This is a genomic window from Nocardia sp. X0981, from assembly GCF_977089955.1.
Genome location: NZ_OZ372435.1, coordinates 1,054,651 through 1,079,367, shown reverse-complemented (window position 1 = coordinate 1,079,367; position 24,717 = coordinate 1,054,651). Strand labels below are relative to the sequence as shown.

Genomic DNA, 24,717 nt, shown 5'->3' with positions numbered 1-24,717 from the left:
CCCATTCGAACCGCGGTGGGTGTCCGGGCGCCAGTGATTTTCCGGTGAGCGGGTTCATGAGCCGCGGAATACCCCGCCGCCCGGCCCGCTTGGAAACGGATATGACGAGTACGCAGTTCGACCCGCGCACCCTGCTCGGCGAGAGCCGGCTCGGCGTCCTGGCCACGATCAAGGCCGACGGATTGCCGCAGCTGTCGCCGGTGACGCCGTACTACGACCGCGCCGCCGGAATCATCTATGTCTCGATGACCGAGGGACGGGCCAAGACCGTGAACCTGCGCCGTGACCCCCGCGCGGCACTGGAGGTCACCCGCGCGGACGGCTGGGCCTGGGCCACCGCGGAGGGCACGGTCACCCTCATCGGGCCGGGTACCGATCCGCACGGCCCCGAGGTCGAGGCACTGGTGGACTACTACCGCAAGGCGGCCGGGGAGCACCCCGACTGGGACGAGTACCGGGCGGTCATGGTCGCCGACCGGCGGGTGCTCATGCGGTTGTCCGTGGAACACGTGTACGGCGCCGCGCTGCGCTGATCGTGGCCGGAACGCACGAGGCGGGGTCCGGCGTTTCCACCAGACCCCGCCTCGTTGTCGGCCGGGTACTACCCGTCAGCTCTTACGTCCGGGTGCTTTCGCGCCGGATTTGAAGCCGAGGCCGCCGGGTTTGGCCTGCGGCGGTTTCACGCCCGAGCCGTTGCCCGCGGTGCCGTTGCCGTTGTCGGCGGCTCCGGACGCTGTTTCGGCTGCCGTGCCCTCGGCGGGTGCGGAGGTCGTATCCGTGGTGGCCGCGGCGGATGCGTCCGCGGTCGCCGCGGTGGTCGCTCCGCCCGAGATTCCGGCCGCCGGGGTTTCCGGTGCGGAGTCCGCTGCCGTGGTCCCGGCCCCCGCAGCCTTCGTTCCCGGACGCTTGAACCCGGACTTCATCGCCAGGCCCTTCGCCGGTTTCGAGGGCTTGCTCTCGGCGGGCGCCGATGCCGCGCCGCCCGGCGCGGACGTGGCCGGAGCGGCGGATTCGGTGGAGGCCGATTCCGCGGGGGCCGTGGCCTGCGCCGCGCCGGTATCGGCCGCGGCGGCCGGTTTCGCGCCCGGTGCCTTGGCGCCGGGGCGTTTGAACCCGGACTTCATCGCCAGGCCTTTGGGCGCGACCGTGGGCTTGGTTTCGGCGGGTCCGGCATCCGCCGCCGGTTCGGCGGCCGATCCGGTCTCGGGCGCGGGTTGCGGTGCGCTGCCGCCGGGAGCCTTGGCGCCGGGGGCCTTCGCGCCGCCCTTCATGGCGAGACCCTTGCCCGGAGCTTTCGCCCCGCCCTTCATGCCCAGGCCCTTCACCGGCGGAGCCGCCGGGGTTTCGGCGGGTGCGGTGCCGGCCTCGGCGGCGGGCGCGGTTTCGGCCTTGGCTCCGGGCGCCTTGGCGGCCCCCTTCATCGCCAGACCCTTACCCGGCGCCTTGGCGCCGCCCTTCATACCGAGCCCCTTCGCGGCGGGTGCCCCGTCACCGGTAGCGCTCTCGGCCGCGGGAGCCTTCGCGCCGGGTGCCTTGGCGGCGCCCTTCATGCCGAGACCCTTGCCGGGTGTCTTCGCGGGGCCCTTCATGGCCAGACCGCCGCCCTTGGGCGCCGTTTTCTCGGCCGCCGGTGCGGCCGCTTCGGCCACCGGCTCGGGTTCGGGCTCCGGTTCCGGTTCCGGTTCGGCCTTGGGCTCCTGGACGACCGTGAGGTTCGCCGTCAGCTGTTCCGGTTCCCGGCGTTCGATCGATTCGAGCATCAGTTGCGCCACGTCCACGACTTCGACGCCCTCGCCCTGACCCGACTCCTGGCGCGCGGTGACGCCGTCGGTGAGCATGACGCGGCAGAACGGGCAGCCGGTGGCGATCTTGGCCGGTGAGGTGGTCAGTGCCTCGTCCACGCGGTCGATATTGATCCGCTTGCCCAGCTGCTCTTCCATCCACATCCGGGCACCGCCGGCGCCGCAGCACATGGAGCGCTCGCCGTGCCGGGGCATTTCCACCAGCGTGGATCCGGAAGCGGCCATCAGTTCACGTGGGGCGTTGTAGACCTTGTTGTGCCGGCCCAGGTAGCACGGGTCGTGGTAGGTGACGTTCTGCGAAACCGGGGCCACCGGAACGAGCTGTTTCGCGCGTACCAGCCGGTTCAGTAGCTGGGTGTGGTGCACCACCTCGTAGGTGCCGCCGACCTGGGGGTACTCGTTGTTGAGCGCGTTGAAGCAGTGGGCGCAGGTGACGACGATCTTCTTCTTTTTCTGCTCGACGCCCTCGAATACCGAATTCAGCACTTCGATGTTCTGCATCGCCAGCTGCTGGAACAGGAATTCGTTACCCGCTCGCCGGGCCGAATCACCGGTGCAGGTCTCCTCCTGACCCAGCACCATGAATTTCACGCCCGCGGTCGCCAGCAGTTCGGCCACGGCCTTGGTGGTCTTCTTGGCGCGGTCCTCATAAGCGCCGGCGCAGCCCACCCAGAACAGGTATTCGTAGCCGTCGAAGCTGTCGGCGTCCTTGCCGAACACCGGGATGTCGAAGTCCAGTTCGTTGATCCAGTTGAGCCGGTCCTTGGCGTTCTGGCCCCACGGATTGCCCTTGTTCTCCAGATTCTTGAACAGGCCCGCGAGCTCGGAGGGGAACTCCGATTCGATCAGCACCTGGTAGCGGCGCATATCGATGATGTGGTCGACGTGTTCGATATCGACCGGGCACTGCTCGACGCAGGCACCGCAGGTGGTGCAGCTCCACAGCACTTCGGGGTCGATGATGCCGTTCACCTCGTGGTCACCGACGAGCGGGCGCTCGGCCTCGGCGCGTGCGGCCTCGGAGACGCGGGCCAGCTTCGCCTCGTCCGGCTTACCTTCGCCGTCGACCAGACCGACCTCGTCGCCGCCCATATCCTTGCTGCCGCCGGCCAGCAGATACGGTGCCTTGGCGCGGCCGTGGTCCCGCAGCGACATGATAAGTAGCTTGGGCGACAGCGGTTTACCGGTGTTCCAGGCCGGGCACTGCGACTGGCAACGCCCGCATTCGGTGCAGGTGGTGAAATCCAGCCAGCCCTTCCACGAGAAATCCTCGATCCGGCCGGCGCCGAGGGTGTCGGTATCGGGATCGACGTTCTCCATGTCCAGGGGGCGGCCCTTGGACATCATCGGCTTCGCCGCGCCGAGGGCGACACCACCGTCGTCCTCACGTTTGAAGTAGATGTTCGGGAAGGCCGAGAACCGGTGCCAGGCCACACCCCAGGTGATGTTGCGGCCGACGAAGTAGAGGAAGGCCATACCGGACATCAGCTTGATGAAGGCGAAGATCGACACCATGGTCGGGCTGGCGGGTAGTAGTTCGGCCACCCGCATGGTGAAGAAGTCGGTCGCGCCGTTGGCGTGGCCGTAGGTCGCGATCTTGCCGGCCTTCACGAAGACCATACCCAGGCCCTCGAGGAGGACGATCGCCTCGATCACATACGCGGGTCCGAACGCGGAACCGCTGAAGCGGGAGAGCCGCTCCGGTACGCGCGGATGGTTCAGCTGCCGGATGACGATCAGTGTCATGATGCCGACGACCGTGCCGATGCCGAGGATCTCGTCCCACAGGTGATAGAGCGCCGTGTTGCCGATGATCGGCCAGTGGAAGGCCGGGTCGAAAGTCTGCCCGTACGCTTCGAACCAGAGGATGGCACCGCCCAGGAAGCCGATCATCACGAGCCAGTGGGCCCAGCCGACCGTCCGGAACTTGTTCATCCGGGTGTGCGCCAGGAACTCCACCAGCATCTGTTTGAAACGCGGGAAGAACGGCCGCCAGCGGTCCGGGGCCGGCTGGCCCAGCATGATGGCGCGGACGATATCCCGGACGCCGCCGAAGAACGACGCCCAACACAGCAGGCTGAGCGCCGCTCCCAAGGTGCCCAGCGTCACTGTCAGGGCATTCATGTCGCGACCTTTCTTTCGAAGCAACACGAGGTCTGGAGAACCGAGCAGTACCCCGTCGGCTCGTATCGTAACCGCCAGTAAGTTACCCACCGGTAACTAGTGGTGTCCACTATACGATCGCCGCTGCGCCGCAGTCGGTCTGCCTGGGCTTTCCCCGGGCGACTGAGACGTGAGGAATATCACTCTTTTCAGTTTTGCGCCCAGAAGCAACAGGGCTGGTTAACACCGTAAAGGGCGCGCCGGGAGGGGTGGCGCTAAGGCCAGGCTTACCCACGTGATTCTTACCCTTGGGAAACGAAATGTGGCCTTTTGTCAGTGAATTCGATTACGCTCACCCCGATCTATCAGGAAGCGTGACATCTCATAACGCTCGGGTGAGGATTTCGGGCCGCGTCCCCTTGCGGGCCCCTCGCGTGCGGATGTGACGTCGACACCCCGATTGGAACTGAATGAAACTCGCGAGACCCACCGCGATTGCGGCAACGGTCATCGGCTCGCTCGCCTTGAGCTGGGGCACCGCGCACGCCCAACCGGCGGCTCCGGCGCCGAAGGAGCCGGTCAACTATGCCGTGCAACTCGTCGAGAAGACGGTTGTCGCCACCTTGGGCGGCGGAACCTTCTCCATCGTCGAGAAAGAGCAGGAGCCCGCGGCGACAGAACCGGGGACCCCGGAAGCCGCTCCGATCGCGGAAGCCGAGAAGACCAAGGTTCTCGAGATCAAGGACAAGGCCGGCGATCTGATCGCCGCGATGCCCTTGGAGTTCACCGTCAACGGAGTCGAAATTCCGGTGGCGTCCGAGGTCAAGAACGACGGCACGGTGGTCGAGATCACCCCGACGAAGCCGGAAGGGCTCGATACGGCCGGTGCGACGCTCCAGCCGGTTGCCAAACCCATCGCCTCGCCTGCGGAAAACCAGAATGCGGTGAACGAGTTCTCGAGTCACTTCGGCATCGCGACTGCGATCGGTGGCTTTGTCGGCACCGCTATAGGTGCCGTTATCGGTTGCGTTGTCACGATCGTGGCCGGCTGCTTCCCCGGGCTGCTCACCGGCGCGGGTGTCGGTGGAGTCCTGGGCACCATCGCTGTCGGCGGTCCGACTCTGGTCGCTGCCGGAATCGAGCTGATCAACGCTTTGCAGGCGCCGGAAGGCACCACCAAGTGGGCCAATGGCGGCAAGCCCGTCACCCAGGAGGAGCCTGCTCCCGCCGCTCCCGCGGAGAAGTAGCCTCCGCTTACCTGAACAGCCGAACGGGGCCGACAGCTGGTAGCTGTCGGCCCCGTTCGGCTGTTCACGGAAGGTATTCGCGGCCGGGAGGCCTGCTGCTGCCATTGTGGGGAGGGGAACGGACGGTGTGCCGGGGCGGGGTCCGGCGGCTCCGCCACGCTGTCACCCGAGCCCGGGACAGGACACCGTCGTATCCGGGCGGTTCGTGCCGGTACGGCGTGTTGTGCCGCCCGCTCGGGCCGAATCGAAGATCTGGGAAGAGCTGCGCCGTGGAGCGGCGGGCGCGTATGAGCGGCAGGCCGCGTATGAGGGTAGCGCCGCAGCCGAGAAGTCCCGATAAGCGAGAGGGTCGGCAGCATTACGCTGCCGACCCTCTCGTGTGCTCGATGCCCGATGCGAATCGCGCCCACGGGTGCGGTACCGAAATCCCGCTCTCCGCTCCGGGCGCGGCCGACGCGCGGAGCGGAGAGCGGGACGGTCTCTAGTTCGTGCGGATGCGCAGGCCCGGGTTGTCGGAGAGCACGACGCTCACCGGCTGTGCGAACAACTGCGGGGCGTTACCGGTGAGCACGCCCAGAAGGTTGGGGATCTCGCAGATGGGGTAATCGGCGACCGAGGAAGCGCTCGAGATGCCCAGGGCCTGGCGCCCGGTCAGGATCGGCCCGCCGCTGTCGCCGGGGAGGGCGCAGATATTGGCGGAGAAGCTCTGGGTGAGCTGGCGGTCACCCACCTGAACGGTCTGATCGACGGCGTTCACCACACCGCAGCTGAAACCGGTCCGCGAACCGGATTTGCAGACGGGGGCACCGACCACCGGGGTGGCCACCCCTTCGATCGGCACCGGTGCGGCGCCGGGCACCGTGACCAGATTGTTCTCGAAGCGGCCGGCGGCGCCGTCCTCGATGTCCAGGATCGAATAGTCCTGGTTGCCGAGGACCGACTTCTGGAAGGTGGCGATCTTCGGACCCACCTGGTTGCCACCGAGCGATTCGTGCACGGTGGCGGCACCGACATTGTCCAGATCGGGATTGCAGTGGCCCGCGGTGATGTTCACGACGTTACCGCCGGGGCCGACACCGTTGAAGCCGAAGGAGCAGCGCAGCGAGGTATCGCCGGCGATCGAGGCGAAACCGGAACCGCCGCCCACCGCGGCGGTACCCGCCTCGGCCACGGCCGTGGCCTGCGGCAGGGTTTCCGCGGCCACCGGCGGGGCCATCACGATGACGTGTGCCGGGTCGATGAAGTTCGGCATCGGCAGCCCGGGCTTGTCCACCCGCACCGCGATGCTGTTGTTCACCGTATCGATCACGACGCCGCGAACCAGTGCGGATACGGCCTCGGGCTGACCGTCGAGCCAGCGCTCGAAGGCGCTCTTCTCGCCGCGCAGGGTGGATTCGCTCTTGGCGACATTACGCACCACGAAACCGGTCGATTCGGCCGCGCCGCGGGCCTCCTCGGCACCGGGGCCGGGGGCCAGGGCGATCACGCCCTTGCCCTGTTCGTCGAGCCAGGCGCCCGCGAACACCTGCGGGTACTGCCGCTGGGCGGTGGTCGCGAACGCGGCCACCTGCTGCGCCGTATCGGCGCGCTGCAGGTACTCCTCGGGGGAGAGGTGCAGATCGCGGTTCAGAGCCGCGACGAGGTCGGCGGGGAGCCCGAGACCGGGGTCGGGGGCCGCCGAGGACACCGCGGTGGGACCGAACAGCAGCACGGCCGCCGAAGCGGCGACAGCAGCACGGTACGCCCGGTTCCTGGACCGGGCCGCCCGTCGTTTACCTATGCGTGGCATGAGCATGCAGAGACTATATCGGGCTCACCCGGCATTCGGCCTGGTTCGTACCGTGATGCCGCTGCCGACGCCGCCACCGGAGGTCGCGTCGATGCGAGCCAGGATGGTGCGGATGGGAATGCCCAGCGTGGCGGTACCGCCGAACTGGGCCAGGGCGATATTCGCCTTACCGCAATCGGGCGCGTCCGCGGCATTGGAACCGCTGGTGATCCCCAGTGCCAGGGTGCCGGAGATGATGGCGCCGCCGCTGTCGCCGCCGAGGGTGCAGGCGGTGCTGGCGAAGCCGCGGATGATCTTGGACTCGCCCTCGGTGGTGAACAGCTGGGTTTCCACCCGGTCGGCCACCACGAAACCACAGGTGAACGTCGAGGACTGCCCGGACTTGCAGACCGGCGCGCCGACCACCGGATCGGCGGTGCCGGTGATGGTCAGGGTGGTGCCGTTGGCCCCGCGTACCGACGGCTGGTCCATTCCGGCGCCGACCGCCCGCTCGTTCAGCTGGATAACCGAATAATCGAGTGCGCTGTCGCCGCCCAGTTCCGACCGCACGAATGTGCCGAGCTGCGGACTGGCCGGGATGTTGCGGACATTGGGCCCGTAGACGGCGGCCCGTTCATCGCCTTTGCCGAGGTTCGGGTTGCAATGCCCCGCACTGATATTCAGTGCGTTCCCCGCGGAATCGACACTGTTGAAACCGAACGAGCAGACATCGACGGTGCGCAATTCGGCGGCGTCGAGCGGACCCGGTGCGCTGATATAGGTGTCTCCGCCCATCGGCCGGCGTTCGACCGGCCCGCCGCCGTCCGGTTCGAGGACCACTTTGATATTGGCGATGAGGGTCGGCAGATTGAGCACATGAGCCAGCGGCGTATTGGCGACATTCACGACCAGCTGGCTGTTGAGGAAATCGATGGCGATCGAATTGATGATCTGCGAGATATCCCGCGGCTGTCCGGCCACCCATTGGTTCAGCTGCGTCAGCGAGGTTTCCAGGGCGGCGGCCGAGACCGGCGCCAGCCGGGTCTGGTACCCGTCGGCGCTGGCCACCTGGGCAGCGTCCGGCGAGGTCACCGCCACAACAGGTTTGCCCTCCTGGTTGATCCAGGCGCCGGCGAAGACATCGGGACGTTCGGCCCGGAACTCCGCGGCGTAGGTCTGCAACTGCTGGGCACGCGCGGAACGGTCGAGATATTCCGTCGGCGTCATGTTCAGATCGCGGGACAGCGCTTCGACGAGCTCGGCCGGAAGATCCTCGGCACCGAGTTGTTCCGGGGCGGGTGCGGCCGAACCGGAAGTCGCACAGAACAGGGGAGCCAGGAGAACGGTCGAGCCGATAACGGCAGCCTTGACCGCGGCGCGACGCGCCACCGACTTGCGCATGAAGTCCCTTCGTCGGCACTGGGTGCCAGATAATCCATGGCCACGGGATTGGATCCGTTGGCGCACAGGTTTGCTCGAGCTACAACCGGGCTGCCGGGGTGGCCGGAATAACACCGGTCAGCGCAACACTCTAAGGCACAGATCGCTATCTGGCTTCTTCTTGACGACCTTCCTTCGATCCGGTGTCTGGAAGGTCCGGATCCTCGGTGCGGAAAGGCATCGGAAACGGGAAGAACTCGAAACCCGGCGGCCGTCGCGTGGTGGTCCGGGGCTCGGTGGTCGATTCGGTCGAGCTCGGCTCGCTCAGGGTCGGGCCGGAGGGCAGACCGGTGGCCGGCGGCTCCGTGGTCGTAGCCGGTGGCTCGGTCGTGGTGGTGATGGTGACCGGAGGTTCGGGGGGCGCCGGTGGCTCTTCCGGATAGGTCGGTTCCGGCTCGTATGTCGGTTCGGGAATATAGGTCGGTTCGGTGGGCGGTGGCGCGACCGGTTCCGGCGGTACCGGCGGCAGCTCGGGGGTGGGGGTTTCGGTCACCGCGGGCGGCGGGGGGCCGGGTTCGGCGGCGCCGGTGCGCAGGAACGCGGCGACTCCCGCCCCGCCCAGTACCAACCCCACCACGGTGGCGGCGGCCACCAGCAGAGCGGTGCGGTGCCGGGCCGCGACCGCCGGTCTCCGGGCGGGGGCGCCCGGTTTCTTCGCGGTGGCCGCCGGAGCGGACGACGGTGCGTCCGCCGGGACCGCCGCGACCGTACCCGAGGCAGCGGGGGAATCGCCGGCCGTACCCAGTCCGGCGGCGAGTACGCCGAGGCTCGGTCCACCGTAGGTGGCCTCCGGGTCCACGGCGGGGACCACCGCGGAGTACGCCTTGGCCGGGGTGTCGCCGTCGCGCAGCTTGGGCATGATGACCGTGTCGAGGAAGGAGTTCTCCGCCGTGGTGGGGTCGGGCGGGGTGGCACCGGCGGGGGTGTCGAGTACGACGGCCAGGGCGGCCCGGCCCGCGCCCTCGGCGAAGTACCTGCCGGTTTCGGTGGGGGTGAGGCCGGCGGGCGGGCCGGGGAACTCGTCCTCGCCGATCAGGGCCACCGATTTCAGGCCGAGATAGTCGAGCGCGCCGCGCAAGGCGAGTACCTGCTCGCCGCCCCAGTCACCGGGGTGGGTGGCGTAGAACTCCGCGGGGCCCGCGAGGTATTCGGAGGCCAGGTCGATCAGGCAGAACATGGCGGTGGCGAGCAGATCCTCGCCCCGGTAGGCCTCACCCTCGTCCACCGCAACGCCGGCCGGATCACCGACGGCGGATACGAAATCGGTGATCGTATGGGTGTGTCCGGGTGGTGGCACCGCGCCGCCGAGTACCGCGTCCCCTTCCTCGGACATGTGCAGGATCGGCTCGCGGAGAACGAAGTGCGGATCCCGGCCATCGCTCACGACCGCCGCGGTGCACGCGTGTTCGGCGATGTGCAGGCCCACCCCAGTGGCCATCCTCGGATCCTCGCTTCGACTTCCTGGTCCAGCAACCACGACACGGGTTCGCCCATGCTCGGCCCGGCGCGAGGCACCGGGTCATCATGGGCGGAGCATTGACAATAACTCCGATACCCGGCCGGTGGGGATCCGGGCATTACGGTCCGCGGGGGCGCCGCGAGCGGTACCGCCGGGCCATGATCCCCTGTCGAGCGGGTTTGCCGTGGTAGGTGTGGGTCGGGTGGTGTGGGCGCCCTTTCGTGTGGGGCGGGAATAGATCCGTAGGACTCCGGGTTGAGCCGATCGACAATATTGAGTGAAGTGGGCTCAAGTTTGACTTGACGACCCGACTCCGGCCGGGGCAGGATTGAGTCGACCACGCTCAGTATTGCTGGGACCGTGCTCTATGCCGTGCCTGGGGCTGGTCCGAGCGCCGCGCCCTCCGGGCCGCGGCGTGATGGGTGTACAGCCCACAGAGACACAAGCAGTCGAAAATGAGGAGGAAACAAATGGCTCGTGCGGTCGGAATCGACCTCGGGACCACGAACTCGGTCGTCGCCGTTCTCGAAGGTGGTGAGCCGGTCGTCGTGGCCAACTCCGAGGGTTCGCGCACTACGCCCTCTGTCGTCGCGTTCGCGAAGAACGGGGAGGTTCTGGTCGGGCAGCCGGCCAAGAACCAGGCCGTGACCAACGTCGACCGTACGATCCGCTCGGTCAAACGCCATATCGGCACCGACTGGACCGTGGAGATCGACGCCAAGAAGTACACCTCGCAGGAGATCAGCGCTCGTACGCTGATGAAGCTGAAGCGGGATGCGGAGGCCTACCTCGGCGAGGAGATCACCGACGCGGTCATCACCGTCCCCGCCTACTTCGAGGACGCCCAGCGCCAGGCCACCAAGGAGGCCGGGCAGATCGCGGGCCTGAACGTGCTGCGCATCGTCAACGAGCCCACCGCGGCCGCCCTGGCCTACGGCCTGGACAAGGGCGACAAGGAACAGACCATCCTGGTCTTCGACCTCGGTGGCGGCACCTTCGACGTCTCGCTGCTGGAAATCGGCGAGGGTGTCGTCGAGGTCCGCGCCACCTCCGGTGACAACCACCTCGGTGGTGACGACTGGGATCAGCGGGTCGTGGACTGGCTGGTGGAGAAGTTCAAGAACAGCTCGGGCATCGACCTGACCAAGGACAAGATGGCCATGCAGCGGCTGCGTGAAGCCGCGGAGAAGGCCAAGATCGAGCTGAGCTCCTCGCAGAGCACCTCGATCAACCTGCCCTACATCACCGTCGACGCCGACAAGAACCCGCTCTTCCTCGACGAGCAGCTCTCCCGCGCCGAATTCCAGAAGATCACCTCGGACCTGCTGGACCGCACCCGTGCGCCGTTCCAGTCCGTGGTCAAGGATGCCGGTATCAAGGTCTCCGATATCGACCACGTCGTGCTGGTGGGTGGTTCCACCCGTATGCCCGCGGTAACCGATCTGGTCCGCGAACTCACCGGTGGTAAGGAACCCAACAAGGGCGTCAACCCGGACGAGGTCGTCGCCGTCGGCGCCGCGCTGCAGGCGGGCGTGCTCAAGGGTGAGGTCAAGGACGTCCTGCTGCTCGATGTGACCCCGCTGTCGCTGGGTATCGAGACCAAGGGTGGCGTGATGACCAACCTCATCGAGCGCAACACCACCATCCCGACCAAGCGCTCGGAGACCTTCACCACGGCCAACGATAACCAGCCGTCGGTGCAGATCCAGGTCTTCCAGGGTGAGCGGGAGATCGCCGCGCACAACAAACTGCTCGGTTCCTTCGAGCTGACCGGTATCCCGCCGGCCCCGCGCGGTGTGCCGCAGATCGAGGTCACCTTCGATATCGACGCCAACGGCATCGTGCACGTGACGGCGAAGGACAAGGGCACCGGTAAGGAGAACACGATCAAGATCCAGGACGGCTCGGGCCTGTCCAAGGAAGAGATCGACCGGATGATCAAGGATGCCGAGGCGCACGCCGCCGAAGACAAGGCACGTCGCGAGGAGGCGGAGACCCGCAACCAGGCCGAATCGCTGGTGCACCAGACCGAGAAGTTCATCGCGGACAACGAGGACAAGGTGCCGGCGGACGTGAAGTCCAAGGTCGAGGCCGCCGTGGCCGAGGCCAAGGAGGCGCTGAAGGGCACCGATATCGCCGCGGTGAAGGCCGCCGTGGAGAAGCTGGCCACCGAGTCGCAGGCGCTGGGCCAGGCAATCTACGAGTCCCAGGCGGCGGACGGCGCGGCCTCCGGTAACGGAGCCGCGGGTGCGGCCGCCGGCGACGACCAGGTGGTCGATGCCGAAGTCGTGGACGAGCCGGTCGACACGGAGAAGAAGTGACAAACGCGGACAACGCAGGTAATCACGAGGAACCGATCAGCTTCGTAGACAAGCGCAAGATCGATCCGGAGACCGGTGAGGTCCGGGAGCAGGGCGGGGCGGCCGACGGCGCCGCCCCGGCCGAGCCCGGTGCGGGCGAACCCATCGCCCCGCAGGCGCCACAGGCGGGTCAGGACGGGGACGGTGCCGATGCGGCGCCGGCCGGAGTCCAGGCCGAACCGGTGGACGAACTCGCCGAACGTACCGCCGATCTGCAGCGCCTGACGGCCGAGTACACCAACTACCGGCGTCGCGTCGAACGCGACCGCAAGGCCGCGATCGACACCGCCAAGGCGTCGGTGGTCACCGAGCTCCTGGGTGTGCTCGACGATCTGGACCGCGCCAAGGCGCACGGCGATCTGGAATCCGGGCCGTTGCGCTCGGTAGCCGACAAGCTGATCGGGGCCCTACGGAAACAGGGTCTCGAAGAGTTCGGGGCCGAGGGCGAAGCCTTCGATCCGAATCTGCACGAGGCGGTTCAGCACGAAGGTTCCGGGCACGACCCGGTGATCGGCGTGGTGATGCGTAAGGGGTACCGCTTCGGCGAGCGGGTGCTGCGGCATGCGCTGGTCGGAGTCACCGACGGCGTGGGTGGTCTCGCGGCGGACGCCGCGGCGAACCCGGAAACCGCCGCCGCGGAACCCGCGGGAGCGGAGGCATCGGATGCTGATGCCGGCTCGGACGATTAGCGTTTTCGCGTATGCGAGGGAGGCGGTGGTGCGGGGCGACCGCGGAAACACCCGGGCGCGCCGCATGACGATATCGAAAGGAGGAGATGCCCGGTGAGCCAGCGGGAGTGGATCGAAAAGGACTTCTACAAGGAGCTGGGTGTCTCCTCCAACGCCTCCACGGAGGAGATCAAAAAGGCGTACCGCAAACTCGCCCGCGATCTCCATCCGGACGCCAACCCGGGTGACCCCAAGGCCGAAGAACGGTTCAAGGCGGTCAGCGAGGCCCATACGGTGCTCTCGGACCCGGCCAAACGGGCCGAATACGACGAGACCCGCCGCCTGTTCGCAGGCGGCGGGTACGGTCGGCCCGGCGGTTTCACACCCGGCGCCGGTGGTGGGTTCTCGCAGAGTTTCGACCTGGGCGATATCTTCGGCCAGGCCGGTACCGCCGACGGTGGTCTGGGTGATCTGCTCGGCGGCCTGTTCAACCGTGGCGGTGGCCGCACCACCAGCCGGCCCCGCCGGGGGTCGGATGTGGAGGCGGAGACCACCCTCGGGTTCCGTGAGGCGGCCAAGGGCGTCACCGTGCCCCTGCACCTGACGAGCCCGTCGCCGTGCACCACCTGCCACGGCAGCGGCGCCAAACCGGGTACCAGCCCGCGGGTGTGCCCGGTCTGCAACGGCAGTGGAGCGGTGAGCCGGAATCAGGGCGCGTTCGGTTTCAGCGAACCGTGCGACGACTGCCGGGGCACCGGGTCGATCATCGACGATCCGTGCGTGGACTGCCGCGGTAGCGGTATCCAGAACCGCACTCGCACCATCAATGTGCGGATCCCGCCCGGAATCGCCGACGGGCAGCGTATCCGGCTGGCCGGTCAAGGGGAGGCCGGGCTGCGGGGAGCCCCCTCGGGCGACCTGTTCGTGACGGTGCACGTGAGCCAGGACAAGGTCTTCGGCCGGACCGGCGACGACCTGACCCTGGTACTACCGGTCAGTTACAGTGAATTGGTGCTCGGCACGACCGTATCGGTGCCCACTCTGCAGGGCCGGGTCGGCGTGAAAGTGCCGCCGGGTACCGCGGACGGCCGCATCCTGCGGGTGCGTGGCCGCGGAGTGCCCAAACGTGGTGGCGGAGCCGGTGATCTGCTGGTCACCGTGAAGGTCGCCGTGCCACCGAAGCTGGACGACGATGCCGTCGCGGCGGTGCGCGCGCTGCAGGAGGCGGAGAAGGCCAGCGGGTTCGATCCGAGAGCTGGATGGGCAGGTGCGTGATGTCCACTGATCCGAAACGAACACCCGAGGGTGGTTCGGCGCGCCGTGCGTCGAGTACCGAGTACTTCGTGATCTCGGTAGCCGCCCAGCTGGCCGGTATGCACGCGCAGACATTGCGCACCTACGACCGGCTGGGCCTGGTTACGCCGCAGCGTACTTCGGGCGGCGGCCGGCGCTATTCGGTACGGGATGTCGAGCTGCTGCGCGAGGTGCAGCGGCTGTCCCAGGACGAGGGCGTCAACCTGGCCGGCATCAAACGGATCATCGAACTCACCAACCAGGTCACCGAACTCCAGCAGCGGGTGGTGGAACTGACCGCGGAACTCGAGCGGGAACGGGCCCGTCCGGATTACCGGCCGGAACTCATTCCACCCCAGCGCAATACCGCGCTGGTGGTCTGGCAGCCACGTAACCGGCGTCGCTAGGGCCCCGAGTCACGGCCTGCCGCGGGCCGGCCCATCGGGGCATCCGCCGCCGCGATCCGGCGTCGGGCCGGTGGATCCCCACCGGACGAGGCCGCGCAGCCGGTCCGGGTGGGAGGTCTTCGCCTTGCCGCCCTCCGCTGTCGCGGTCATGTTCGACACGACTGGGCGGTGGACCCGTCGGGCCAGGCCGGTAATCGCCCGTTCGTGTCGATCAGCGACCTCACCAACCGGGTCGCCGAGTGCTCATCGCGTGCCAGAGCACTCCAGCCCCGGGCCAGCGGACCGGTCGGCCGCAGACCGGTCCAGGAGCCGATCATGTGCGAACCATCAGGGTGAAGGGCGAAGTAGAGCGTCCCTATGTGGCGAATATTCCCACCCGAGGTCCGGTACCACCCCAGCAGGACGTCGCCGTCCCATAGTCGTAGTTCTCCGCGCCACGCGTACAACCCGTCGGCGACCGGATGGGCGCGGTCTCCATCCGCTAGTTGGAGCAGTTCCTTGTCCTGCGCTATGGCCATCGGATGAGTGCTCACGTCGTCGTCGCTGTGCCCTGTCTGCCATGCCGTCCACCACTCGCCCGACAAGTCGGTACCGGCTGCCTCCGCGCCGGCCAGTTCGGCCAAGGAAACCTGTAACGCGGCGGCCAGCCGGACGCTGACCGCGAGGCTGGGAGACTGCCCGCCGGACTCGTAGCGACCGATCTGGCGTGGAGTGACGCCCACGAGCTCGGCGAGCCGGTCCTGTGACAGCCGGAGTTGGCTTCGCCGCACACGGATCACGTCAGAGGTCTTGCTCATATCTCATCTTCTCCATGCCCGAAGAGAACGCCAAGTGGACTCAATAGTCCTATCATTGGGCAAGTTTCGTGCTCGATCAGGACTAGTTGGTCCTTCTTTATGGGGAAGGTCATGGAAAAAGCACCTGCCATCGCCTATTTGCGCACCGACTTGTCAGGAGCCCGGCAACACTGGGACGAACGCCGTATGCGCTGCCTGGCCGAACGACTCGGTTACTTCCTGTGCGGAACCCTCGTACTATCTGCCGCCACACACAGCCGGATAGATCGTCTGCTCGGGCAGATCGCGCTCGAACGCGCGGAGGCGGTCTTCGTACCGCATCTGGACCATCTGGACGGCGAACATATGCGCGTAGTAGCCCGAGCCGACGTAATAGTGGACACCCATGAGGTCTATGCCCGTTGGCCTTCGATCACATCCTGGAACAACATGATGTGCCGGCCTCCGGAAGAGGGCGGCGATCACTGCCCGGCGGTCCTTCGCTCCGGCGGCCGAAGACCTGCCGGCGCCACATGCCGATCCTCCGCCGGCCGGCCGCGGCGGAATCCGTGACGGGTTCCCGGCCGATAACCATACCCGCGGTGTCGAGCTGTGCCGGCCCGGCATCGCAGGTGTCCCGGAGGCTCAGGCGCCCTCGAACTGGATTCGTTCGGCCGGAGTGCCCGCATCGAGCAGCCGTTCCACCGTCGAGCGGGTCATCGCGGGGGAACCGCAGACCAGCACCTGGTGCCGGTCGAACGATCCATAGGAGCCGACCACCTCGGCGAGCGTGCCCTGGATCAGATCGTCCTCGTCGAAACCTATGTCCACCCGGTGGCTTTCGTGCCATTGATCGGGCCAGGACGGATCCTCGAGCCGCTCCACGACCGGTACCACCGTGAGCCACGGCAGGTCGGCGGCCAGCAGGACGAGCATATCGGCGGCGTAGAGATCACGCGGCGAGAAACCGCCGAAGAAGAGATAGGTGGTCGGGGGGTTCTCCCGCCGGGCCAGTTCGAGTATCTGGCTGCGCAACGGGGCGAGGCCGGTACCGCCGGCGATCATCACCACCTCCTCCCCTTCGGGGTCGACGGTGAACGTGCCCAAGGGCTCGGCGAGTTTCCATTGATCACCGATTCTGGTGTCGGCGACGATTCCGCCGCTGCACCAGCCGCCCGCCACCGTGCGCACATGGAATTCGAGTTTCCCGTCCAGCGAGGGCGGTAGGGCCGGTGAGAACCGGCGGCGGATACCGGGGAACTGCGGAACCTCGACCTCGAGGGACTGCCCCGCCGTGAACGGTACGTATTCGCCGATGAGCCGGATCACCGCCAGATCGTGGCGTAGCCGGTGATGTTCGACGACATTCGCCAGCCAGTGCGACTGCTGGGGTGAACGGCCGGGGGGTACGCGCGGGTCGTTGGTCATAGCTCTCCCACTGACAGGCCGGGCCGGGCGGTTGCCGCCCGGTGCCCGATACGGTGCGGACGTCCGATCACACCGGATCGGTGCTGATGATTCCCTCCGGGGTACCGACCGCCAGCAGCGCGCGCCGGGTATCGGCGATCATCTTCGCCGAGCCGGCGATCTGGATCTGCCGATCCTCCCATGCGCCGAAGCTGGCGACGACGGCGCCGAGGTTACCGACGAGACGCCGGTGCATGCCGTAGGGGGCGTCCTCGGTGGGGTGCGGGTACCACCACGGGTTGGTCTTGTGCTCGCAGACCGGCACGACGGTGAGCCAGGGATTGCTCTGCGAGAGCTGCCACATGTTCTCCACGTCGTACAGGTCGCAGGGGTAGACACCGCCGATGAAGAAGTGCACCCGCGGGTTGATTCCGCGCCGGCCCATTTCGATGAGTTGAGCGCGTAACGGCGCCACCCCGGTGCCGGAGCCGATCATGAGCACATCGCGGCCGCTGTCCTGGTCCACCTGCAGGCCGCCCAGGGGGCCGCCGATGAGCCAGCGGTCGCCGACCTTCGTCTCGTTGACGATCGAGGGACTCACCCAGCCGCCGCGCACCTTGCGTACGTGGAATTCGATCTCCCCGTAAGGGTTCGACGGGATGGCGGGCGAGAGATAGCGCCACATACGTGGTCGCTGCGGGACCGATACGGGCACGTACTGGCCGGCCAGGTAGGGAATGGGGTCGTCGGATTGCAACCGGACGATGGCGAGGTCGTCGAGGACGTGCCGGTGCCCGACCACGGTGGCCTCCCAGTAGGGCGGCGAATCGTCGGAGTTGGCGCCTATCGCCATGGCCGCGGAAATGAGCAGGCACACATCACGCCATCCTTCGGCGAGTTCCCGGGTCCAGTACGGGCCGTTGTAGGTCTGGAAGGCGGCATAGAGGGCGGGCCCGGCCTGATCGTAGTGTGCGGCTTCCACACCGTATTTACGGTGATCCCGCGCCAGCTGTTCGAGGAACTTCTGGGCACGGTCCCAGTCCTCGAGGTGATCGAGCATGTACTGGATCGCGGTGACCAGCCGTTTGGCCTGCATATCCATGGCCGGCGGGAACAGTTCCCGCAGCCGTGGGTTCTCCGCGAACAGATGACCATAGAAGGCGCTGATCAACCGCTCGGGTCCACTCGGTGCGTCGAGCACCGACTGGAAATTGGCGCGGACCAGCGCTGCCGAACGCGCATCCACGGCGTGGAGCTTCCTTTCCCTGAAATCTGCCCTGAAGGGACGTAACCGTTACCGGCCGTCCTGCCCTGGACCAGTATCCCCGAAAATTGTGAGGATGGTGTGTGTGAGATACGTGCGAGAGGGTTTAACTGATCTTGTCAGGGGGTATCGCCGCCTCGCTGCGCCCTGCGGCCCAGCGCTTTTGTGGCAATCGGGACGGAGCCGAGGTTCGGCAAAATTCTCAAACTTGAGCGGAACAGACTCAACCTTTGAAACGTTGAACCGGTCAGAACGGCACGAGTCATCGATCGGTGCGGCTGCCGGAGGATATATCGACTAGCAGGAAGGTGCTTCGTGGACTCGTTCAACCCCACCACCAAGACCCAGGCCGCGCTGACCGCCGCGTTGCAATCCGCCTCGGCCGCCGGTAATCCCGAGATCCGCCCGGCCCATCTGCTGGTGGCGCTGCTGGATCAGACCGACGGTATCGCCGGGCCGCTTCTGAAGGCGGTGGGCACCGATCCGGCTACTGTCCGGCGCGAGGCGCAGGATCTCGTGGACCGGCTTCCGCGGGCCACCGGCGCCACCACCGCCCCGCAACTCGGTCGCGAAGCGCTCGCCGCGATCACCGCGGCCCAGCATCTGGCCACCGAACTCGGCGACGAATACGTATCCACCGAGCATGTGATGGCCGGTCTGGCGGCCGGGGACAGCGATGTGACCATGCTGCTGGAGAAGTACGGCGCCACCGCCGCCGCCCTACGGGAGGCGTTCACCGCCGTGCGCGGTAACGCCAGGGTCAGCAGCCCGGACCCCGAGGGCAGCTATCAGGCGCTGGAGAAGTACTCCACCGATCTCACCGACGCGGCGCGCGCCGGCGAACTGGACCCGGTGATCGGCCGCGATACCGAGATCCGCCGGGTGGTGCAGGTGCTGTCGCGGCGCACCAAGAACAATCCGGTACTCATCGGCGAGCCCGGCGTCGGCAAGACCGCGATCGTGGAAGGTCTGGCACAGCGCATCGTCGCGGGCGACGTCCCGGAATCGCTGCGCGGTAAATCCGTCATCTCGCTCGATCTGGGCGCCATGGTCGCCGGGGCGAAGTACCGCGGCGAATTCGAGGAGCGGCTCAAGGCCGTGCTCGAGGAGATCAAATCCAGTGCCGGGCAGATCATCACCTTCATCGACGAACTGCACACCATCGTGGGCGCCGGCGCGACCGGCGAATCGGCGATGGATGCCGGAAACATGATCAAACCGATGCTGGCACGCGGCGAACTGCGGCTCGTCGGCGCGACCACACTGGAGGAGTACCGGCAGCACATCGAGAAGGACGCGGCCCTGGAGCGCCGCTTCCAGCAGGTCCTGGTCGGTGAGCCCTCGGTGGAGGATACGGTGGGCATCCTGCGCGGGATCAAGGAGCGCTACGAGGTACACCACGGCGTGCGGATCACCGACTCCGCGCTGGTCGCGGCGGCCGCGCTGTCCGACCGCTACATCACCTCCCGTTTCCTACCGGACAAGGCCATCGACCTGGTCGACGAATCCGCCTCGCGACTGCGGATGGAGATCGACTCGCGGCCGGTGGAGATCGACGAGGTCGAACGCGCGGTGCGCCGGCTCGAGATCGAGGAGGTCGCACTCACCAAGGAGACCGACGAAGCGTCCAAACAGCGGCTGGAGAAACTGCGCGCCGAACTCGCCGACGGCCGGGAGAAGCTCAATCAGCTCACCACCCGCTGGCAGAACGAGAAAACCGCCATCGACCAGGTCCGGGTGCTCAAGGAGCAACTCGAGGCGCTGCGCGGAGAGTCCGAACGCGCCGAACGCGACGGCGATCTGGGCAAGGCCGCCGAACTGCGCTACGGGCGGATCCCGGCTCTGGAGAAGCAGCTCGCGGAGGCCGAGAAGGCGTCCGGCGCGGCGTCCGACGGCGAGGTCATGCTCAAGGAAGAGGTCGGGCCCGACGATATCGCCGAGGTGGTCTCGGCGTGGACGGGTATCCCGGTGGGCCGGCTGCTCGAAGGGGAGACCGAGAAACTGCTGCGGATGGAATCGGAACTGGGCCGCCGGGTGGTCGGACAACACGCCGCGGTGCAGGCGGTATCGGATGCGGTACGCCGCGCCCGGGCCGGTGTCGCCGACCCGAACCGGCCCACCGGGTCGTTCCTGTTCGTCGGCCCCACCGGTGTGGGTAAGACCGAGCTCGCCAAGGCGCTGGCGGATTTCCTGTTCGACGACGAGCGGGCGATGGTCCGTATCGATATGAGCGAATACAGCGAGAAGCACGCGGTGGCCCGCCTGGTCGGCGCCCCGCCCGGATATATCGGCTACGACCAGGGCGGACAGCTCACCGAGGCCGTGCGCCGCCGGCCCTATACGGTCGTGCTCTTCGACGAGATCGAAAAGGCGCATCCCGACGTCTTCGACATCCTGCTCGCGGTGCTCGACGAAGGCCGGCTCACCGACGGCCAGGGCCGGACGGTGGACTTCCGCAACACCATCCTCATCCTCACCTCGAACCTGGGCGCCGGCGGTGATCCGGAGTTCGTGATGAACGCGGTGCGCGCGGCGTTCAAACCGGAGTTCCTGAACCGGCTCGACGATGTGGTCATGTTCGACGCCCTCGACGAGGACCAGCTCGCGCACGTGGTGGATATCCAGCTCGACCAGCTGCAGCGGCGGCTCGCGCAACGGCGCCTCACCCTCGAGGTGAGCGATTCGGCCCGGTTCTGGCTGGCGGTACGCGGCTACGACCCGGTGTACGGCGCCCGGCCGCTGCGCCGCCTCATCCAGCAGTCGATCGGGGACAGGCTCGCCAAGGAGCTGCTGGCCGGGCGGGTCACCGATGGGGACACAGTCGAGGTGGGTGTCACTCCGGACGGTGACCGGCTGACCGTGGGCCGCCGGGAAGTCGGCGCGACCCCCGTCGCCGCGGGCGGCCGGGGACTGCCGGACTGACCGGCCCGGCCGACTCGGTCGCGGGCGCTGTCCGTGTCCCACCATCGCGGTGCTGACCTCGTCTTTACCGCCGAGCTGCGCGACGGTCCCGGGTGAGGTCACCTCACCCGGGACCTCTTCGGCCTAGTCTGGGTGGCATGACCAACCCGAACGATCCCTGGGCGAGGCGGCCGGACGACGATCCGACGCAGCACCTGGGTCAGCCGGGCGAATCGCCGACCGAGAAGCTGACCGGCGGCTACGGTCCGGCGGGGTACCCGGAGCAGACGACGGCTTATCCGGGTAACGATCCCTACGGTGGCTGGGGTCCCGGGCCCTACCCCACCCGCGAGATGCCGGCCTACGACAGCCGATGGGGCGGTTACGGGCAGTACGGCCCGCCGGGCGGTCCGCCACCGGGGGGCCCACCGCCCGAACCGCCGCGGCCGCCACGGCCGACCGGTATGTGGGTGGGGGTCGCCGTGGCCGCGATCGTCCTGATCGGCCTGGCGGGGGTCGCGGTGGGGTTGTTCTCCGGAGGCGGTTCCGAGCCCTCGGCGAGCGATACCACCACCAGCCGGACCTTCGGCCGGGAAATCCCGGCGGATCCGGAGGAATCGGGCCCGGCGCTGCCCAGCCTGCCCGGCCTCCCCGATATGCCCGACTCCGGTGACGCGGAGGCGGACGGCACCGCCATGGGCACCATCAGCTCGAACTCCGGTGGGACGCTGGTATTGAGTACGCTCGGGGGAAGCGAGGTGACCGTGCACACCACCCCGGATACGCAGGTGATCTCGCTGGCCGGGACCACGGTGGACGATCTGCCCGCCGGGGATCTGGTTATCGTGCAGGGACAGAAGAGCCCGGACGGCTCCATCCAGGCCGATGTCATTATCAGTACCGCCCTCGAAGGGGGCGGGCGATGAGAAAAGTGCGGCGCGCAGTGTGGGTGCCCGGCATTACGCCGGGCGGGTCGATAGGCTAGGCGACGATGACGGCAATGTGGTTCGGGCTGGCGGCGATCACCCTCGCGGGTGCCATCGTGCTGCTGTACTTCGACCGGCGCCAGCGACAGCGGACCGGTCATGCGCGCCAGGTGTGGGCCAAGGCCCAGGGATACACCTACGTGTCGGTGGAGCCGGCGCTCGCTTCGACTTGGCGGCGCGGCGCGCTGGCCAAGCTCGGGTACCTGACCGCGGTCGATGTGGTGACCGGTATCCGCAAGGGCGAGAAGTTCGTCCTGCTGGATCTCGAGGATTCCGCGACCCTGGTGGCGGTGCGCCGCCAGATCGGCTCGGATATCGACGTCGATATGCGGCTCAAGACCATGAATCCGCCGAAGGACGCCGATCTGGAACTCCTCGGCGCGATCGGTGACCGCGTCGTTTTCGCGACCAACCCCGAAATCGCACGCCACGCGGTGGATCAGCGGATGGTCGCTTTCATCGAATCGCTGGCCGATACGGTGCAGATGCTGTGGAGCGAGGGTAATTGGACCCTGGGCATGCTCCCCGTCGGTACCGCCGCCAAGGACTGGGAGACCGGTATCGACGCCGTGCTGCGGCTGTCGGGTCTGCTGCACGTCCTGCCGCCGGTCACCGAGCCCCGGCCCGAGGAGCACGAGGGTCCGGTCCGGTCGCGGCCCCGGGGCCGCCCGGCGGATTACGACGAGGACGACGCCGACCCCGACTACGACGATTACGACGAAGATCCGGATGAACCGTACGACCGGCCGGGCCCCCATGTCCGCTATCGGCAGGGTGATCCAAAAGACCGCGGCGAACCGGACGATCGGGTAGCCGGGCCCGGCGACGGTATCCCGCCGCGCCGTCCGAGCCTGGCCGTGGTCCCCGACACCCGGTCGGGGAGCCGTCCCGGTGCGCCGGAGCGGCCGGGTGGCCCGCCGCGTCGTGACACCGCGGACGACGAGAATTCCCCGCGTCCGCCCGGTGGGCCCTTCCATCCGGGGTTCCGGCCCTACCAGGGGCCGGTGCCGCAGTAGTTCGGGATCGACTCCGCCCTACCTGCGACAACTCCTCGTGGCGTGCCCCCGTATTCTGCTCGCAGGGCGCCGCCGAGTGCGCCGGGACAATACTGCCGCGAACTCGCCCACGCAGGCGGAAGGACATCGATGATCGAGCAGGCAACGACCGACCGGGACGTGCTGGCCGGGCTGGTGCGTGACCTAGCCGTCGTGCACGGCAAGGTGACACTGTCCTCGGGCAAGGAGGCCGACTACTACGTCGATCTGCGCCGCGCCACCCTGCACCATCGGGCCGGCCCGCTGATCGGCACGCTGCTGCGGGAGCTGGTCGCCGATTGGGATTTCGACGCGGTAGGCGGGTTGACCATGGGTGCCGATCCCGTCGCCTTGGCGGTGATGCACGCCCCGGGCCGCCCGATCGATGCGTTCGTGGTGCGCAAGGCCGCGAAAACGCACGGTATGCAGCGTCAGATCGAGGGGCCCGAAGTGGCGGGCAGACGAGTACTGGTCGTCGAGGACACCACCACGACCGGCAATTCCCCGCTGACCGCGGTACGCGCCCTGCGGGAGGCGGGCGCGGCGGTGGTCGGGGTGGCCACCGTGGTGGACCGGGAGACCGGCGCGGACCGCGTGATCGCGAGCGAGGGGCTGGAGTACCGCTCCATACTCAATTTGAAGGATCTGGCGCTGGGCTGAGCGTGATGGGCTGTTCTCCCTGCCACGCTGCTCCGTTAGCCTGGGATCGGTCAGTACTGTGAACGAAGGGTCGTGAATACCGTGGTGAGCATTGCCGGCAGGAAAGGGCACGAGAACGTCGCAATGCTCGGCATCGGTGCCTACCGGCCGCGTCGCGTGGTCAGCAACGACGAGGTGTGTCAGGTCCTGGATTCCACCGATGAATGGATCTACGAGCGCAGCGGTATCCGCAATCGACGCTGGATCAGCGGGGACGAGTCGCTGCGGTCGATCTCGGTGGCCGCGGGCCGGCGTGCGCTGCGCAACAGCGGTGTGGACCCCGCTCGGATCGGTGCCCTGATCCTGGCCACTTCCAGCTGGCCCATGCTGACCCCGCACGGCGCCCCGATCGTCGCCAGCGATCTCGGTATGAACGGTATCCCCGCCTTCGACCTGACCTCCGGGTGTGGTGGTTTCGGTTACGGGCTCGGCGTCGCCGCGGATATGATCCGCGCCGGCTCCGCCGAATACGTACTGCTCATCGGGGCCGAGACCATGACCATCGGGATCGACCCCACCGACCGCGGTACCGCGTTCATCTTCGGCGACGGGGCCGGCGCGGTGGTGGTCGGACCCAGTGAGGACAACGGTATCTCGCCGACCGTCTGGGGTAGTGACGGCGAGAACGCCGAGGCGATCCGGCAGGACATCGACTTCGTCGACTACATGCGGCGTGCGCAGGAACTGCAGGGCACCGATCCGGAGGTGGAGCCGGTGGGGCGGATGTCCCTGCGTATGGAGGGCCCGCGGGTGTTCCGCTGGGCGGCGGTCACCCTGCCCCGGGCGCTGTCCACCGCGCTGGACGTGGCGGGGGTGTCCAAGGAGGACATCGAGGTCTTCATCCCGCATCAGGCCAATGCGCGGATCAACGAACTGATGAAGAAGAACCTGGGCCTGGCCGACGAGGTCCCGATGGCCAACGATATCGAGAACACCGGCAACACCTCCGCGGCGTCGATCCCGCTGGCGATGGAGGAAATGCTGGCCACCGACAAGGCGAAGGGCGGTCAGTTGGCGCTGCTGCTCGGTTTCGGGGCCGGACTCAGTTACGCCGGGCAGGTGGTCACGTTGCCGCCCGCGCCCGAGGAACCGAGTTTCTGACG

General features: G+C 67.7%; 19 protein-coding genes. 11 read left to right on the top strand and 8 right to left on the bottom strand.

The window, feature by feature from the left end; all coding sequences use genetic code 11:
* Window positions 1-101: 101 nt before the first annotated feature.
* A complete protein-coding gene (locus ACYR7D_RS04685; protein ID WP_459548397.1) occupies window positions 102-533 on the top strand; it encodes a PPOX class F420-dependent oxidoreductase in 432 nt (143 codons plus the stop codon).
* Between the two features lie 75 nt (window positions 534-608).
* On the opposite strand, the gene ACYR7D_RS04680 is transcribed toward ACYR7D_RS04685, so the two are convergent.
* The gene (locus ACYR7D_RS04680; protein ID WP_459548396.1) at window positions 609-3,926 is read right to left on the bottom strand and encodes a (Fe-S)-binding protein; all 3,318 of its coding nucleotides are present in this window, start codon (window positions 3,924-3,926) and stop codon (window positions 609-611) included.
* 449 nt (window positions 3,927-4,375) lie between these two features.
* Between ACYR7D_RS04680 and ACYR7D_RS04675 the strand changes: the two genes are divergently transcribed.
* Window positions 4,376-5,152, top strand: a complete 777-nt coding sequence (locus tag ACYR7D_RS04675; protein WP_459548395.1) for a hypothetical protein — start codon at window positions 4,376-4,378, stop codon at window positions 5,150-5,152.
* 481 nt (window positions 5,153-5,633) lie between these two features.
* Here the strand turns inward: ACYR7D_RS04675 and ACYR7D_RS04670 are convergent, their stop codons facing one another.
* The 3 genes from ACYR7D_RS04670 to ACYR7D_RS04660 all read right to left on the bottom strand — a co-directional run bounded on the left by ACYR7D_RS04670 (window position 5,634) and on the right by ACYR7D_RS04660 (window position 9,798).
* On the bottom strand, window positions 5,634-6,947 hold the full coding sequence (locus ACYR7D_RS04670) for a S1 family peptidase (RefSeq protein WP_459548394.1): 1,314 nt from the start codon (window positions 6,945-6,947) through the stop codon (window positions 5,634-5,636).
* An 18-nt stretch (window positions 6,948-6,965) separates the two neighbouring features.
* The gene (locus tag ACYR7D_RS04665; RefSeq protein WP_459548393.1) at window positions 6,966-8,321 is read right to left on the bottom strand and encodes a S1 family peptidase; all 1,356 of its coding nucleotides are present in this window, start codon (window positions 8,319-8,321) and stop codon (window positions 6,966-6,968) included.
* A gap of 145 nt (window positions 8,322-8,466) precedes the next feature.
* Window positions 8,467-9,798 carry a hypothetical protein gene (locus ACYR7D_RS04660; protein WP_459548392.1) on the bottom strand — a complete coding sequence of 444 codons (1,332 nt, stop codon included), beginning with the start codon at window positions 9,796-9,798 and terminating at the stop codon, window positions 8,467-8,469.
* A gap of 491 nt (window positions 9,799-10,289) precedes the next feature.
* Between ACYR7D_RS04660 and dnaK the strand changes: the two genes are divergently transcribed.
* The 4 genes from dnaK (at window position 10,290) to ACYR7D_RS04640 (ending at window position 14,547) form a co-directional block, all read left to right on the top strand.
* A complete protein-coding gene (gene dnaK / locus ACYR7D_RS04655; RefSeq protein ID WP_459548391.1) occupies window positions 10,290-12,140 on the top strand; it encodes a molecular chaperone DnaK in 1,851 nt (616 codons plus the stop codon).
* The gene (gene grpE / locus ACYR7D_RS04650) at window positions 12,137-12,868 is read left to right on the top strand and encodes a nucleotide exchange factor GrpE (protein ID WP_459548390.1); all 732 of its coding nucleotides are present in this window, start codon (window positions 12,137-12,139) and stop codon (window positions 12,866-12,868) included. The genes dnaK and grpE overlap by 4 nt, the downstream gene beginning before the upstream one ends.
* A 93-nt stretch (window positions 12,869-12,961) precedes the next feature.
* Window positions 12,962-14,122 (top strand): molecular chaperone DnaJ, encoded by a 1,161-nt coding sequence (dnaJ, locus tag ACYR7D_RS04645; protein ID WP_459548389.1) that lies wholly within the window; start codon window positions 12,962-12,964, stop codon window positions 14,120-14,122.
* The gene (locus ACYR7D_RS04640) at window positions 14,122-14,547 is read left to right on the top strand and encodes a heat shock protein transcriptional repressor HspR (RefSeq protein WP_459548388.1); all 426 of its coding nucleotides are present in this window, start codon (window positions 14,122-14,124) and stop codon (window positions 14,545-14,547) included. Before dnaJ ends, ACYR7D_RS04640 begins: the two co-directional genes overlap by 1 nt.
* Window positions 14,548-14,693: 146 nt before the next feature.
* On the opposite strand, the gene ACYR7D_RS04635 is transcribed toward ACYR7D_RS04640, so the two are convergent.
* The 4 genes from ACYR7D_RS04635 to ACYR7D_RS04620 form a co-directional block, all read right to left on the bottom strand.
* Window positions 14,694-15,344, bottom strand: coding sequence for a helix-turn-helix transcriptional regulator (locus tag ACYR7D_RS04635; protein ID WP_459548387.1), 651 nt, complete (start codon window positions 15,342-15,344; stop codon window positions 14,694-14,696).
* Window positions 15,345-15,581: 237 nt separating this feature from the next.
* Window positions 15,582-15,731: a hypothetical protein gene (locus ACYR7D_RS04630; RefSeq protein WP_459548386.1), complete on the bottom strand. Its 150-nt coding sequence runs from the start codon at window positions 15,729-15,731 to the stop codon at window positions 15,582-15,584.
* A 237-nt stretch (window positions 15,732-15,968) separates the two neighbouring features.
* Window positions 15,969-16,751, bottom strand: coding sequence for an FAD-binding oxidoreductase (locus ACYR7D_RS04625; protein ID WP_459548385.1), 783 nt, complete (start codon window positions 16,749-16,751; stop codon window positions 15,969-15,971).
* Between the two features lie 67 nt (window positions 16,752-16,818).
* Window positions 16,819-17,976, bottom strand: a complete 1,158-nt coding sequence (locus ACYR7D_RS04620) for a globin domain-containing protein (RefSeq protein WP_459548384.1) — start codon at window positions 17,974-17,976, stop codon at window positions 16,819-16,821.
* Window positions 17,977-18,309: 333 nt separating this feature from the next.
* Between ACYR7D_RS04620 and clpB the strand changes: the two genes are divergently transcribed.
* The 5 genes from clpB to ACYR7D_RS04595 all read left to right on the top strand — a co-directional run bounded on the left by clpB (window position 18,310) and on the right by ACYR7D_RS04595 (window position 24,715).
* Window positions 18,310-20,916 (top strand): ATP-dependent chaperone ClpB, encoded by a 2,607-nt coding sequence (gene clpB, locus ACYR7D_RS04615; RefSeq protein ID WP_459548383.1) that lies wholly within the window; start codon window positions 18,310-18,312, stop codon window positions 20,914-20,916.
* Between the two features lie 137 nt (window positions 20,917-21,053).
* Window positions 21,054-21,821 (top strand): DUF5666 domain-containing protein, encoded by a 768-nt coding sequence (locus tag ACYR7D_RS04610; RefSeq protein WP_459548382.1) that lies wholly within the window; start codon window positions 21,054-21,056, stop codon window positions 21,819-21,821.
* Window positions 21,822-21,895: 74 nt separating this feature from the next.
* Window positions 21,896-22,897 (top strand): hypothetical protein, encoded by a 1,002-nt coding sequence (locus ACYR7D_RS04605; RefSeq protein WP_459550018.1) that lies wholly within the window; start codon window positions 21,896-21,898, stop codon window positions 22,895-22,897.
* A gap of 129 nt (window positions 22,898-23,026) precedes the next feature.
* Window positions 23,027-23,575: an orotate phosphoribosyltransferase gene (gene pyrE, locus ACYR7D_RS04600; RefSeq protein ID WP_459548381.1), complete on the top strand. Its 549-nt coding sequence runs from the start codon at window positions 23,027-23,029 to the stop codon at window positions 23,573-23,575.
* An 81-nt stretch (window positions 23,576-23,656) separates the two neighbouring features.
* Window positions 23,657-24,715 (top strand): beta-ketoacyl-ACP synthase 3, encoded by a 1,059-nt coding sequence (locus tag ACYR7D_RS04595; RefSeq protein ID WP_459550017.1) that lies wholly within the window; start codon window positions 23,657-23,659, stop codon window positions 24,713-24,715.
* The last annotated feature ends 2 nt before the right edge of the window (window positions 24,716-24,717 follow it).